The organism is Mycetohabitans rhizoxinica HKI 454 (assembly GCF_000198775.1).
GTDB classification, from domain to species: Bacteria; Pseudomonadota; Gammaproteobacteria; order Burkholderiales; family Burkholderiaceae; genus Mycetohabitans; species Mycetohabitans rhizoxinica.
The window spans coordinates 1,611,585-1,627,357 of the sequence record NC_014722.1 but is presented as its reverse complement, the minus strand read 5'-3'; the positions used below and the strand labels follow the sequence as shown (position 1 = coordinate 1,627,357).

Below are 15,773 nucleotides of genomic sequence, written 5' to 3'. Positions count from 1 at the left end.
CATGAAGAGACGGCAGACGCGTTACCACAGGATTGAAGCATGCTAACAGACGCAAATCAGACTACAGCAACGCTGGCCGGTGAGCTTGAAGCGCTGGCGTGCCGCCTACTGGCGAACCAATTGCACAGGCTAGGACTGCATCGCAGCGAAGATTTACGGCGCCTTGCGTCGCAGCACGGTAACGCCACGCCGGATTACTTCTACCTGTGGCTAGCCGAAAGCCTAAAATATGTCGCTGGTGTTGACGTGGGCGACCCCGACGCGTTATGGCAGCAATGGCACGAGCGGCTAGCGAATTGGCGTCAGGACAGTGACTTGGCAGCCAGGGCGCAGTTGCTTGACGCTTGCCTGAAGGACCTGCCCTCTATACTGACCGGCGAGAAGCCGGCGACCAGCGTCATTTTTCCTGGTGGCTCGATGGCGCTGGTGGAAGGAGTCTACAAACACAACAAGATCTCCGATTACTTCAATCGGGTCCTAATCGAAGCGGCGTTGGCCTATGTTGAAAGCCGTCCTAAGGACGCCGAGTCGGTACGCATCCTCGAGATTGGTGCAGGCACCGGTGGTACCACGGCAGGGCTGTTGGCTGCGCTGGCGCCATGGCGGGCACATATCGACGAATATTGCTATACCGATCTGTCCCATGCCTTCCTACAGCATGGCGCCCATGAATTTGGCCGGGATAACCCGTTTTTACAAACCCGGCTGTTCGATGTTTCCCGTCCTTGCATGGAGCAGGGGATTGCGACAGATCATTATCATCTGGTGGTGGCGACCAATGTGCTGCACGCCACACCAGAGATCCGCCAGACTTTGCGCAACGCTAAGGCAGCTTTGCGCAAAGGGGGATTGTTGTTGCTCAATGAAATCAGTGAAGCATCGTTGTTTACCCACCTGAGCTTCGGTCTGCTAGAAGGTTGGTGGCTCTACCAGGATGGTGCATTGCGTATTCCCGGCTGCCCTGGATTGTCGCCGGCTGGCTGGCAGGCGGTGCTGGAGCAAGAGGGGCTGAGTCCGGTGCTGTTTCCCGCTCAGCAGGCCCACGGCCTAGGCCAGCAAATTATCGTTGCCCAGAGTGACGGTATCGTGCGTCAACCTATCGCAAAGGTTGAGCGACCGAGCGCGCGGCCGTCCATCGCCAGCCAGCGTGATGACGATTCCAACCCGACGCAGGATGGCATAGCGTCGGGCAGTTGGCGGCGGCGGGTGAGCGATTACCTTCGAAAACTGGTGGCGTCAACGCTGAAGATTCCGGCAGACAAGATGAGCCTGTCTCGTCCGCTGGAGGACTACGGTCTGGACTCGATCCTAGTGGTCAGGCTGACCAATGCTTTCAATGAGCAGTTCGAGGCTATTGACAGTGCGTTGTTCTTTGAAATGCCAACCTTGGCGGCGCTGACTGAATATTTTATTCAGCATCGGCAAGACGAGCTTAAAGCTTTATTGGGACAGCCCAAGGTTGAGCCGAACAAGGGGGCAGCCGCCGTTGACCAGCAAGGGTCGCAGGCCAATGCCCAGCCGGCGTTGGAGGTCAATGGCACGCCAGAGATCGATCACGTGCCGGCGACGGTTGAATTGGCCGGGCGGGACGGCAAGAACAAGATTGCGATTATCGGTCTCGACGGCCGTTATCCCGGCGCAGAGTCGATGACTGCATTTTGGCGTAACCTGGCCGGCGGCCATTGCGCGATCGATGAAATTCCGGCCGACCGTTGGGACTGGCGCCGTTATTTTGATCCGGAGAAGGGAAAGGCCGGCCACCTCTATACCCGCTGGGGCGGTTTCCTGAAGGGCGTTGATCAGTTTGATCCGGCGTTTTTCCGCATCTCCCGCCGCGAAGCTGAGCGGATGGATCCGCAAGAGCGGCTTTTCCTTGAAGTGGCCTACCACAGTATTGAAGACGCGGGTTACAACCCGGCAACGCTGTATCAACAGGGCGAGGTGGGGGTTTTTGTTGGGGTCATGAATGGCAGCTATAACCCCATTAGCAACTATTGGTCGATTGCCAATCGGGTGTCCTATCAGCTGAATTTGCAGGGACCGAGTTTTGTGGTCGACAGCGCCTGCTCGTCATCGCTGACGGCGATTCATCTGGCGCTTGAAAGCTTGGCTAATGGCAGCTGCGAGATGGCGATTGCAGGCGGCATCAACTTGATCGTCAATCCGCACCACTATCTCAACCTGTGCGAGATGATGATGCTGTCGCCAGGCGAACGATGCAGTGCCTTTGGCGATGACGCCGACGGTTTTGTCGATAGTGAAGGGGTGGGCGCGGTGGTGCTCAAGCCGCTGGACAAGGCAGTTGCCGATGGTGACCCGATCTATGGGGTGATTCGTGGCAGCGCGATTAACGCTGGCGGCAAAACCAACGGCTATACCGTGCCCAGCGCCGGTGCCCAACAGCGTGTATTAGAAAAAGCGCTGTCGCGCTCAGCGATCGACGCCAGCCGGATTAGTTATATCGAGGCCCATGGTACCGGCACCGCACTGGGCGATCCGATTGAGATCAGCGGCTTGAGCCGAGCCTTTGACAATTGCAACGGCGTGGCCAGTCAGGGTTGTGCCATTGGTTCAGTCAAGAGCAATATTGGCCATTGTGAAAGCGCAGCGGGTATCGCTGGGCTAAGCAAGGTGCTGCTGCAATTCAAGCATCGCCAACTGGTGCCGTCGTTGCACGCCGAGCAGCTCAATCCCAAAATTCATTTTGAAGGTACGCCATTTCGCGTGCAGCGGCAGTTGACGCCGTGGCCAGCCAACGGCGACACGCGGATTGCGGCGATTTCGTCTTTTGGGGCGGGTGGGGCTAACGCCTCACTGATTGTGGAAGAATATATTGGTGCGGTAGACCAACGACCCGCCGCAGCCGGTCCCTGGTTGATCCTGCTGTCGGCTCGCGATCAACAGCGCCTAGCTGAGTCGGTGTCCCGATTGCAGGCTTACCTTGACAGTGAAGACGGTCACCAGGTTCAGATAGCCGATTTGGCCTATACGCTACAAGTGGGGCGAGAAGCGATGGACGTGCGGCTAGCGCTCATCGTTGACACCCTCCCAGATCTGCGGCGCCGTCTGACACGGTGGCTCAACGGCGAGCCGATCGACGATGCGTTCCACGGTCATGTCGATCCGTTTGACGAGGCGCTCGAGGCGCAGCGATCCGACGCTGAATCGCAAAAGCAAATCGGCCGTTGGCTGGAGCAACGCGAGTTGGCCGAACTGGCGGCGTTATGGGTGCGTGGCGGCGTAATCGACTGGCATCGGCTCTATCTTGATCGTGCTTATCGGCAGCCGATGCGGGTGAACTTGCCCGGTTATCCGTTCGCCAAAAACCGTTACTGGATGCCCTCACTGGCGCACCCCACCCCGTGTCATGGCGAGGCTGACGTCCAGCAGGCAGAGTCGTTGCCGTTGCTCGATCGTGAGGTGCTGGCCGACAGCGATTTATCCCATTGCTGTTATCTGCCGCGCTGGCAGCCGCAAGCGGCTGCCGAGCGGGCCATGTTGGCAGGCCCTGGGGCGATTGTGCTCGTGGCGGCGGAGCAACGCGGCGCGGCGACCGGGCTGCTGCTAGCGGCACTGGCTGATCATTATCGCGATAGCCGCACGGTGGTGCAGATCGACTGCGGGACGGGCGCGACTACCGAGTTGGCGGCGGGTCGCTGGCGTTGTGGCGACGAGGATCCGCAAGGTTTTGCGCGGATCCTCGCGGCGGTCGGCAAGGTGGCGCAGATGATCGTGATTGGCGCGGAAGCTAAGCGCGACGTCACGCCGCTGATGCTAGCCGACAGTGTGCAACACAACGAATTGCCACTGCTTAGATTGTTTAAGGCGTTGCAGCACCATTTAGCCGCCAGCGCGTGGATAGATTGTTTCTTGTTGTCGCTGGACCGTTACCCATTTGCCGGTGAACAGCGCGTGGGCAATCCGCTGGGGGCGGGCATGGCCGGGCTGGGTTATGCGATGGCTCAGAGTGATCACCGGGTGCAACTTCGCAACCTAGATATCTGCTCCGTGGAGTTAGATACGCTAGAGGGTCGGCAGCGGTTGCTGGCGCAAATCTTCGCTGAACCCGCTTCAGAGCGGGGAGAGCTGGTTAAGTTCAGCCGAGGCGAGCGTTTTGTTCAACAGTTGACGCCATTGGCCTTGCCCGTGAGCGGTAACAGCCGTTCAGCGCTAAAGCGTCAGGGGGTCTATGTCATTCTGGGCGGCAGCGGTGTCATCGGCCAGGTGATAAGTCGCCAGCTGATCGAGCATTATCAGGCGAGCGTGATTTGGCTGGGGCGCAAGGCTGCTGACAGCCGCGAGGTGCAGCAAAGTGTGACGGCGGTCTCTTTTCATGGCCGGGTCGACTATATTCAGGCCGACGCGACGGATCTGTCGCAGCTGCAGCAGGCCGTGGCGCAGATCAAGCAACGCTATGGGCGGATCAATGGCGCCATATTCTCCGGCATGGTCTTTGACTTTGAGAACAGCATCCAACAGACCTCGGAAGCGCAATTTAGGCAAATTCTTGAAATCAAGAGCCGCGGCAGCATCCATTTTTATCAGGCATTTGCCGAGCAGCCACTCGATTTCCTCTGTTATTTTTCTTCCGGCCAGGGTTTTGCGTTCTCCGGTGCGGCCAAATTGTCGGCTTATGCGTGCGGCATCACCTTTGCCGATGCCTTTGCCGACGCGATCCGCCCGGCGGCGGCTTTCCCAGTCGGCGTGATCAACTGGGGGTTTTGGCGTGCGTCGCTGCAACCGCAGGCGATCAGCCAACACATGGATGCCCTTGACGATGACGAAGGGTTTGCTTGCTTCAGCCGCTTTGTCGCCAACCTGGCTGGCGGCTCGCTGCCTCGGTTGTTGTGTATCAAGGCTTCAACGGCGGTGCGTCAGTTGATGGCCGTGCCGCAGGGGCGCCAGTACAAGCTGGATCCACTTGCCGTGCCAGCGCCACCCGCGCAGAGCGTCGAGCTGGAGCCCGCCGAGCTAGCCAGGCTGCAGCACATCTTTGATCCTCGGATGCTGGACCAGTCGATTGCCGTATTGCTGTTGATCCAGTTGCAGACGCTGGGGATTTTCACCGCGCCAGGACAGCAAAGTGCTGAAGCCTGGCGACAGCAGGCAGGGATCAGCGACAGGTATCGCCGCTGGTGGCAGGAGTGCTTGGCGATCCTGGTAGAGCATGGCTATCTACAGCAGCAGGGCGAGGCCTTTGGCCTGGCGGTACACATTGCCCAAGAGCGCCATGCCGCGATCTGGGCGGCGTGGCGGGAGCAGCGCGATCGCTATCTGGAAGACCGTGACCGTCGCGTTCAGGTGGCTTTGATCGATGATTGCCTGCAACAGCTACCGCACATTCTCATTGGGCAGATTCAGCCCACGGATCTGTTGTTCCCCGATGGTTCGATGGCCAAGGTCGAAGGGATTTACAAACAGAATACGCTGTCGGACTTTTTCAATGATCAATTAGCGGCGGTGGTAACCGATGAGGTGCGCCGCCGGGTCGAGGTGGAGCCTCAGCGGCCAGTGCGAATCCTTGAAATCGGCGCTGGCACGGGTGGCTCCACTGCAAGGCTGCTGCCCGCGCTGCAGCCGTTGGCTGGGCAAATCGGTGAATATTGCTATACCGATATCTCCCGGGCGTTCTTACAGCATGGCCAGAGCTGTTTTGCGGCTGATTACCCTTATTTCACCACCCGGATTTTAGATATCAGTCAAGCTTTTGACGATAGCAACCCTGCCGCTGTCGGTTACGACATCGTCATTGCCACCAACGTGCTGCATGCGACAGCCAATATGCGTCGCACGCTAGCCCACGCCAAGGCGATGCTACGCGGTGGTGGTCTGCTGGCGTTGAACGAGCTGAACCGCAAGACTACAGCGGCGACCGTGACTTTCGGCCTTCTCGACGGCTGGTGGCTGTATGAAGACGAATCACTTCGGATCCCCGGTTCACCGTTATTGGCCGATGACAGCTGGACTGCGCTGCTGTGCAGTGAAGGCTTCAAGCAAGTCAGCCTGCGAATCAACCACGGGGTCACGCTAGGCCAACAAATCATCACCGCCCATAGTGACGGGTTAGTCCTGCAAGACATCGGACAATCCTCCCCAGCCACGTCGGCGCGCCAACCGGAAAACAACGACTCAATGTTAAACGAGCACCCTACAAGCAAGGCCGGACAATGCGAAGATATGGCCGGCAAACTGCAGCAATTAATCATCGATTCTTTAGCCAAGACGCTTAAGGCTGACGCACAGAGCATTGCGCTACGCACGCCGTTTTCCGACTATGGCGTGGATTCGATCCTGGGGGTGGGCTTTGTCAAGCATTTGAGCCAGCAACTGGGCATCAAGCTTAATAGCGCGATCCTGTTTGAACAGGCCACGGTGGCTAAGCTGCGGGACTATTTGCAAAACACGTATGGCGAGCAAATCAAACAGGCGCTGGCTGAACCGATTGACGCCCGTCCTGCCGCAGCCGTAGCCAACGACACCTCGAAGACACCGCCGCCGGCAATCGCTGCCGCGGCAGCGACGATGAGTCCAGTCATGGCCGTTGCGCTGGGTGGTGCAGGTCGGCCGACGGCTATCGACGCAGCCCCGAGCGACCAATCGTTGGTGAGCCCGGCCGCTAGCGGGCGGATTGCGGTGATTGGCATGTCCGGACAGTTCCCGGGCGCTGATCATGTCGATGAGCTGTGGGATAACTTGCTGGCCGGACACAATAGCGTGCAAGAGCTGCCGCAGCATTATCTCGATCCTCGTGCCTACAGTGCCGATAAGCAGCCCGGCAAGAGTTACTGCAAATGGGCAGGGATACTGAAGAACCGTGACTGCTTCGATCCCCTGTTTTTCAACCTCACGCCTCATGAAGCGGAGTCGATGACTCCGCACCAGCGGCTGGTGATGCAGGAAAGCTGGAAAGCGCTTGAGGACGCGGGCTATAACCCGATGACGCTGGCGGGTCGTGCGGTCAGCGTCTATGTTGGTGCGGAGCCCGGTGGCTATCATCACGACTCCTTTACCGGGGGCTCCGAGGCGATCGTGGCTTCTCGACTGTCTTACTTCCTCGACCTGAAAGGGCCGGCGATGGTCGTCAACACCGGTTGCTCTTCGTCTGCCGTGGCGATCCACCAGGCTTGCGAAAGCCTGCGTCATGCAGAAAGCAATATGGCACTAGCCGGCGGTGTGTACGCGCTGCTGGATCAGCGGGGATTGATCAGCCTGTCGGCGATCGATATGCTCAGCCCCAGCGGCCAATGTCACGCGTTCGACGCGGCAGCCGATGGCACGGTGATCTCCGAAGGTGTCGGCATGGTGGTGCTAAAAAGGCTGGAAGATGCCGAGGCCGACGGCGATCCGATTTATGGTGTCATTGAAGCGTCGGCAGTGAACCAGGACGGGTCCAGCAATGGCATTACCGCACCAAACGGTGATGCCCAGGAACAGTTAATCCGCGATACTTATCGTAAGTTCGCCATCGACCCCTCGCAGATCAGCTATGTCGAGGCCCATGGCACCGGCACCCGGCTCGGTGATCCGGTCGAAGCCAACGCATTGATCCGCGCGTTCCGTCAGTTCACCGATGCCCGCGGATATTGTGTATTGGGCAGCGCCAAAGCTAACCTCGGCCACGCGGCGGCGGGTGCCGGGGTAATCGGCTTAATCAAGATTCTACTGTCGATGCGGCATCGCAAGCTGCCGGCGATGCCTGGCTTCGAACGGCTTAACCCGTTGATTGAACTGGAGGGCTCGCCGTTTTATATCAACCACCAAGCGATTGACTGGCAGCCTACGGGCGGCAAACGGCTGCTGTCGGCGCTAAACGCTTTTGGCCATAGTGGCACCAATGCCCACTTGGTCATCGGTGAATACCAAGCGAGACAAGTCGTTGACTTGTGTCCGGCGCCACCGACAGTGAGCCGGATTTTCCCCTTGTCAGCTAAAACCGCGGAAAGCCTGCAGGACAATGCCCGGGCACTGGCGCGCTGGCTGGACAACAGCGCGTCGTCGCAGCCGGGGCTGCTGGCCAATATGGCCTTTACCTTACAGACGGCTAGAGAGCCTATGCGGGTGCGCGCGGCGGTGGTGACCGACAATTTTTCGGACCTGCAAGCCCAACTGGCACGGCTAGCCAATGGCGACTCGCCAGTATTGTCGGCCGACGAAGCTGGGCAACTGGCCACCGAATGGGTCGGCGGAGCCGAGATCGACTGGGCGACGCGGTGGCCGGCCGGATCGGCAAAGCGCCTGAATCTGCCGAGTTACCAGTTTGCCAAGGAGCGTTACTGGGTCGATCAGACCGCACAGTCGGCCATCGCCGCGCACAGCGCGATTGAAGCGCCGAATGCAACGAGTGAATCAACGGGCGATGACCTGCCGCAGTCTGCTACGGGTTTGTTCCTCGCACGGCCTGTTTGGCAGGAGCCTGTCGGCGGAAACGCGCATGCTCATGATGGAGCCGGCCAGCGCTTGCTGTTTTTGGTTGGGTTCAGCAGTGAGCAGGTGGCGCAATGGCAATCCTTGTCTGCCGCTGCAGCAGGTGCGCTCAGCTGTGAGGTCCTGGCTTCTAACAAGCGCACGCCGGCAGCGCGTTACCAGGAGTTGGCGATTGCACTGTTACTGCGTCTACAAAAATTGAGTGGCCGGGTGCACATCGAATTGGCCATTGCCGAGCACGAGTCGGACAGTTTGCTTTACGCGGGTCTCGATGGCCTACTGAAAACGGCTTGTCTGGAGCAGCCCACACTCAGCGCGCGTTGCTTGTTAGTCGAGGTTGAGGCCAGCCAGCCATTACCAGCACTACAACTGAATGAGCTAACGGCGATGCTCTCTGAGACGCACCGCAGCGGCAGTTCGGTATTGCAACGAAGCGGCGCTGACGGTGGCCGCCTGGAGCTGCAATGGCAGGAGTTGGCTGACGATGTCGCTGCGGGCCAACCGATACACCGGCATGGCGCGACGGCAGGCTGGAAAGATCGAGGCGTCTACCTGATTACCGGCGGCGCGGGTGGCCTGGGGCTGATCTTTGCTAAGGCGATCGCTGAACAATGCCGTGAGGCGACGGTGATCCTGATCGGTCGCTCGGCTCTTGACCACCAGCAGCAGGCGCGTCTGCAGCAAGTGCGCGACGCCGGCGCCCAAGTCAGCTACCACCGGGTCGATCTGACCGATGCCCAAGCGCTTGAGCAGCTAATGGATGAGATCTGTGCCAAACATGGCGGCCTCAACGGCGTGCTGCATAGCGCAGGCGTCAATCGAGATCGGCTACTCGCACGCAAGTCTCCCCAGGACATTGCCGAGGTGTTTGCTGCCAAGGTCATCGGCACCGAACTGCTGGATCGAGCTTGCCGCCGGCTTTACCTAGACTTTTTTGTCTTGTTTTCATCGTGCTCGGCTGTGCTAGGCAGCGTGGGGCAGGCTGACTATGCCGCGGCCAATGCATTCATGGACCACTTTGCCAGCTTGCGCAACAGGCGGGTGGAGCAGGGCCAGCGATTTGGCCATACAATGTCAATCAATTACCCGCTGTGGCGGGACGGTGGCATGCAGATCAGTGCTGCCGATCGGGCAGATATTCGCCGCAAGACCGGGATGGCACCGATGCAGTCGGTCCATGGTGTCAACGCATTACAACTGGGACTGAATGCCGCTCTGGAACGGCTCTTAATCATTGAAGGCGATCTGTCGCAGATCCGCGGTCATTTCACCGCCGCGTCAGGCGCTGAAGAGTTGGCCGCGGTGCTAGCTGCGGCGGGCAGTGGCGTGCAAGACCCGGTGACGTTGGCCGATGCCGCTGTAGACCGTGAGCGGTTGATCGCGACCACGCTTGAGCGACTTAAGGCCGTGTTTTGTGAAGTTACCAAGCTGCCGCCCGCGCGTGTTGAGTCCGACGCGCTGCTGGAGCAGTACGGCATCGACTCGATCATGATTACCCGGCTCAACAAGGCGCTGGAAGACGCTTTCTCCCGGATGACATCGCTGCAGCCGGCGGAGCGTCAACTGTCGAAAACGCTGTTTTTCGAATACCACAGCTTGGACAAGTTGACCGGCTATTTGGTGGAGCGGCATCATCGCGCTTGCTTGTTGTGGAGCGGCTTGGTAGAAGTGGAAAGCGGCGGGCGAGTGCCGAGTCAGGCTTTGAGCCAAGGTGAGGCAGGGGTCGCCAAGCTGGAAACGACGGTCGCTGAGCGCAGGGTAACGGCGGCTGAGCCGGTGGTGGCAGCTGCGGTTGAGCCCATCGCGGTGATCGGAATGAGTGGTCGCTATCCTCAAGCCGACAACCTCGACGAGTATTGGCGCAACCTCAAGGAAGGGCGCGATTGCATCAGCGAAATTCCGGCGAATCGTTGGCCGCTGCAGGACTTTTATGTTGACTCAGTGCAGCAGGCGCTGAAGCAGGGCCGTAGCTACAGTAAGTGGGGTGGCTTTGTTGAGGGTTTTGCCGATTTTGATCCACTGTTTTTTAATATCTCGCCTCGTGAGGCGGTCAACATGGATCCGCAGGAACGGCTGTTCCTGCAATCCTGCTGGCAGGCGCTGGAAGACGCCGGCATCACCAAGGCGGATCTGGTTGAACACTACCAAGGCAATGTCGGTGTCTTTGCCGGTATCACCAAAACCGGATACGGCCTCTATGGGCCGGCGTTGCGTGAACAAGGTCATCTGATATTCCCGCGCACATCGTTTAGCTCAACAGCCAACCGGGTCTCCTATGTCCTGGGTCTAAACGGGCCGAGTGAACCGGTGGATACCATGTGTTCGTCGTCTTTGACCGCGCTGCACCGGGCCTGCGAAAGCCTGCGTCGCGGTGAGTGTCGAATGGCGTTCGCCGGTGGCGTCAACCTCTATTTGCATCCGTCCAACTATGTTGAGTTATGTGCCGGCCAAATGCTGTCCAAAGACGGTTGCTGCCGCAGCTTTGGCGAAGGCGGTAACGGTTTCGTACCCGGCGAGGGTGTCGGCGTTCTGTTGTTGAAGCCACTGTCGCAGGCGTTAGCGGACAGGGACAACATCCATGCAATCATCCGCGCCACGGCGGTCAACCATGGTGGTAAAACCAACGGTTACACTGTGCCTAATCCTCAGGCTCAAGCCAAAGTGATCCGCCTGGCGATCGAGCAAGCCGGGCTGCACGCAAGCCAGATTAGCTATATCGAGGCCCATGGCACGGGCACGGAACTAGGCGATCCGATCGAGGTGAGCGGGCTGAGCCAAGCTTTTGCGATGGACGGCGTCGATCTGGGTCGTTGCGCGCTGGGCTCAGTGAAATCGAATATTGGCCATTTAGAAGGCGCGGCCGGCATCGCTGGCGTCAGCAAGGTGATTCTTCAGCTCAAGCACAAGCAGATTGCGCCAAGCCTGCATGCCGCCAAGCTCAATCCCAACTTGACATTGGATACCACGCCGTTTTACTTGCAACAGGCGTTGGGCGACTGGCAGCCAGCAGCGGAAGGACCGCGCATTGCCGGTGTCTCATCCTTTGGTGCCGGCGGCGCGAATGCGCATGTGTTGCTGCAGGAGTACAACGAATACCGCGAACTGCCAAACCATCGTGGCGCTGAGGTGATTCTATTGTCGGCCCGAGACGGCGAGCGCCTGCACGACTATGCCAAGGCGTTGCTAACTTATATTGAAGCCCGGCCGTCTATGTCGGAGGCTGACTTGGCCAACCTGGCCTATACGCTGCAAACCGGCCGGGAGATGATGGCGACGCGGCTTGGCCTGGTGGCTGAGACGCCCGTTGCGCTAGCGATGAAGCTGCGGGCGTTTATCGACAGCGGCGGCCAGGCAGGTGACGGCATCTATGTGGGCGACGTTAAGCGCGAACGGTTAGCCACTCAAGCCGATGATGATTGGGCTCCGGTTATCCGCCGCTGGGCTGCTAACGGTAAGTTCGACAAACTGCTGCAATTATGGGTGGACGGCGAGGTGATCGACTGGTCGCTGCTGCATGCTGAACGCCCGGGCCCGCGGCCCTACCGGATTAGCGTGCCGGTTTACCCGTTTGCCCGCGAAACCTTCTGGTTGCCCCATAGCGAGCCGTCTGCCCGAGCGCCTATCGCCAGTGACGAGCGCGCAGTTGCCAAGGTAACCCCAGTCCCGGCCCAACCCGCCAGCGCGATCGAGACGGTGGCTGCGTCGGTGGCGTCAACCGTTTGTGATCGACTGAGCTATGTAGCGCGCTGGCAGGCCGATGGGCGACACGATCAGCCACTGATCAGCGAGCACCGTTGCGTCTTGATTGTCGCCGATGCATCGGCCGCGGTCGCTGCCGAAGCGATCGCGAGCCAGTACCTCGCCAGCGCAGATTTTGTTGACGGCGGCGGCAAGGTCATCCGATTGGAGCCGGGACAGCTCAACCGTTTGGTGGGCACGGATCACTGGTTGTTGGATGTGGCAGATCCGCAAGCACTGGATTGTTGTCTCGGTGGCTATCCAGCGATCGATTGTTTTTATTTTATCGGCGGCTCAGGCGAGGCAACCGATTGGCAGGCGCTGCTCGACAGCCCGCGATACAACGAGATTGTGTTGCTCCGGTTGATCAAGTGGCTCAAGCAACATGGCGGTCGTCAAACGATTGATAGCTATATCATTAGCCAAAACAACTTTGGCATGGCTGGTGAGCCAGTCAACGCCTTTGGCGGCGGTTTGACCGGCATGGCTTATGCCATTGCCCAGGGCGAGCATCGATTCCGGGTGCGTCATCTCGATGTTGATAGTCGTGAGCGGGCCGACAGCCGGAGCCTGCCGCAATGGGTGCGTCAGTTGCAAAGTGAGCGTGGGCTGGCGCGGGGTGATGTGTTGTGCTTGCGTGCAGGCCAGCGCTATCGCCGTCGCATCTTCAGCTTGGCCTGGCAGGCCCAGCAGCCGGTGCGGGCCAACACAGATTTTGTTACCCCGGCGCTCAAGCGCGGCGGCGTTTACGTGATCCTCGGCGGTAGCGGTACAGTGGGCGGGATTATCAGCCGCTACCTGCTTGCCGACTACCAAGCCAACGTCATTTGGCTCGGGCGCAGTGGGGCGGATGATCCCAAGGTGCGACGGCGACTGGATCGCTGCTTGAGCAGTGTCGGTAGTGCGGTCGATCCAGCGCAGTTGGCGTACCTGCAAGCTGACGCCAACGATCTGGCATCGCTGCAGCGCGCTGTAGCGCAGATCAAGCAGCGTCACAGCACGATCAACGGAGCGATTTTCTCTGGTGTGGTGTTCAACCATGAAGAGGCCCTGACCCGGATGCCAGAGGCGCAGTTCCACGAGATTTTGGACGTGAAAAGCCGTGGTGGCATTGAGTTCTACCGGGCGTTTGCCAATGAACCGTTAGATTTCATGTGCTACTTCTCGTCGGGGCAGAGCTTTGCCTTCTCCGGCGCCGCTAAATTGGGCGCTTATGCTGCCGGAATCACCTTCTGCGACAGCCTGGTACGTAGCCTGCGACATCATGCCGCTTTTCCGGTAGGCGCAATCAACTGGGGATTTTGGCTTTCGTCGCTCACGGAGCAACAGGCGGTTGACCCGTCGGCGCAACCGATGAGCCGCCACGCTGGTGCATTGGAGGATCGCGACGGCTTTGAATGTTTCGCCCGCTTTGTTCAGGCACTGAGTCGGGGCCAACTCGATCACGTTATCTGCATGGCGGCTTCAGCACCCGTGCAGCAACTCATGCAGTTGCAACCGGAGCCCATCGTGCTCGCAGACGGCGGTGATCATAAGCCGATCGATGGCTTTGAGCGCTACCGCGTTGCCGCTGCACCGCTGCTGGCTGCCCATGACCCCATGCCTTTTGACGAGGCGATGGCCGGCATGACGTTTGTCCAGCTGTGCCGCATGGGACTGTTTGGGCAGCCGGGATGCTTTGAAGACAGCGAAGTGATGCGCCGTCAGGCTGGCATTGGCGACCACTATCGTCGCTGGTGGTCAACCTGTATCGATCTGCTGCAACAGCATGGGCTGGTGTTGCGCCGTGGCACGCAGATTTGCGCCAATGACAAGGCGTCTTCTCAGCAACAACGACTGGCTGAGCGCTGGCACCAACTCAGTGGCGAGTTGAGGGCTTCTGCTCAGCGCAAGGCTCAGGTTGAGCTGGTTGACGCCTGCTTGCAACAGCTTCCGGCGATACTCAGTGGCCGGGTCCAGGCAACCGACGTCATATTCCCCAAGTCATCGATGGAAAAGGTCGAAGGGGTCTATCGCAACAATGCGTTGTCTGACTACTTCAACCAGGTAGTCGCTGGCGTGGTGCAGCAGCACATCGAAGCGCTACTGGCTAAGGATCCCCAATGCCGGATTCGGATCCTGGAGATTGGCGCTGGCACCGGGGGCACCACGTCAATCGTGCTGCCGGCGCTACAACCCTGGCGTGAGCATATCGCCGAATACTGCTACACCGATATGTCCAAGGCATTTTTGATGTACGCCAAAAAAACGTATGGTCCGGCTCATCCTTTCCTCACTTACCAACTGTGGAATGTCGAGCAGTCGCCGGAAAGCCAGGGACTGACGCTAGGTCATTACGATATTGTGATCGCGGCCAACGTGCTGCATGCCACTGGCAGAATTCACCGCACCCTAAGTCACGCCAACGCGGTATTGCGTCGCGGCGGGATCCTAGTGATGAACGAGATCAGCGACAGATCGCTGTTCTCCCACCTCACTTTCGGCTTGCTCAAGGGCTGGTGGCTGTACGAAGATCCTGAGCTGAGAATTCCCGGCACGCCGGCGCTCTATCCAACAAGCTGGGCCAGCGTGCTGGGCGAGACCGGGTTCTGCGACGTGGCTTTTCCGGCGCAGTGCGCCCATTGCCTCGGCCAGCAGATTATCGTCGCTCAGAGCGAAGGTCACGCGTGTGCGGCCCCAGCGGATCGCCCAACGCAGGCGTACCGCAGTCCTGGACTTCAGGCTAGTGACGTTCAGGAGCGCAGCGCTGGCGTGGTCGGAAACGGCGACAGTCGCGATGCACTGACCGCAGTGGCGCTCAACGGCCTGGCCAAAACGCTGCAGCTAGAGCCCGAGCGGATCATGACGGATCAACCGTTTGCCGATTACGGCATCGATTCCATTCTTGGCGTCAGCTTTGTCGGCGATCTGGGTGAAGCGCTCGGTATAGAGCTGAATACCGCATTGCTCTTTGATTACCCGACGCTGGATAGCCTGGTTGACTACCTGCTTGGCCAATACCCAGCGGAAAGCGCCCGGTTGGCTGGCGGACAGCGTGGCGATGTTGAGTCTGCCAATGGCCTTGGGTCGGCGCACACGCCTGAGCCGGTTTCGGCGCATACGCCTGAGCTGGTTTTGGCGCCCACGCTTGATCCGGTTGTTACCGCTCAGGTGAATGGTGCCTCCCAAGAAGCTGCCGCCGCGCTGGTGGTGCAAGGGTTGGCTAGCGCGTTGCAGCTCGACGCGGCGCAGATCGATAACGAGCAGCCGTTTTCTGATTATGGCCTTGACTCCATTCTCGGTGCGAGCTTGGTGGACCACCTGAATGAAGCACTCGGCATCGAGCTGAGCGCGGCGATACTGTTCGACTATCCCACCGTGACGACGTTGTCCACGTACCTGGTCGATCATCATCGCGCAGAGCTGGCCACTTGGCTAAACGGCGTCCATCAAGCCGGCTCGGCAGCGCGTGGTGCCCCCAAGCCATACCGTCAGTTTGAGCCACCGCATCCGCTCGACCATCAACTCGAAAAACAATTTCTATCCGGTGAATTATCCATCGATTCTTTGCTTAATTTAGTAAGTATTGGTACCGTAGAACGGTGACGCTGTTGAAAACCGCTGTACAGCGT

The 15,773-nt window shown here is 59.3% G+C and carries 1 protein-coding gene; it reads left to right on the top strand.

The window, feature by feature from the left end:
• The first annotated feature begins 39 nt into the window (after positions 1-39).
• The gene (locus tag RBRH_RS07335; RefSeq protein WP_013435481.1) at positions 40-15,747 is read left to right on the top strand and encodes an SDR family NAD(P)-dependent oxidoreductase; all 15,708 of its coding nucleotides are present in this window, start codon (positions 40-42) and stop codon (positions 15,745-15,747) included.
• The last annotated feature ends 26 nt before the right edge of the window (positions 15,748-15,773 follow it).

Bases quoted from the DNA above. Each gene is read 5' to 3' on its own strand.
- RBRH_RS07335 (WP_013435481.1), top strand. From the start codon at position 40: ATGCTAACAGACGCAAATCAGACTACAGCAACGCTGGCCGGTGAGCTT.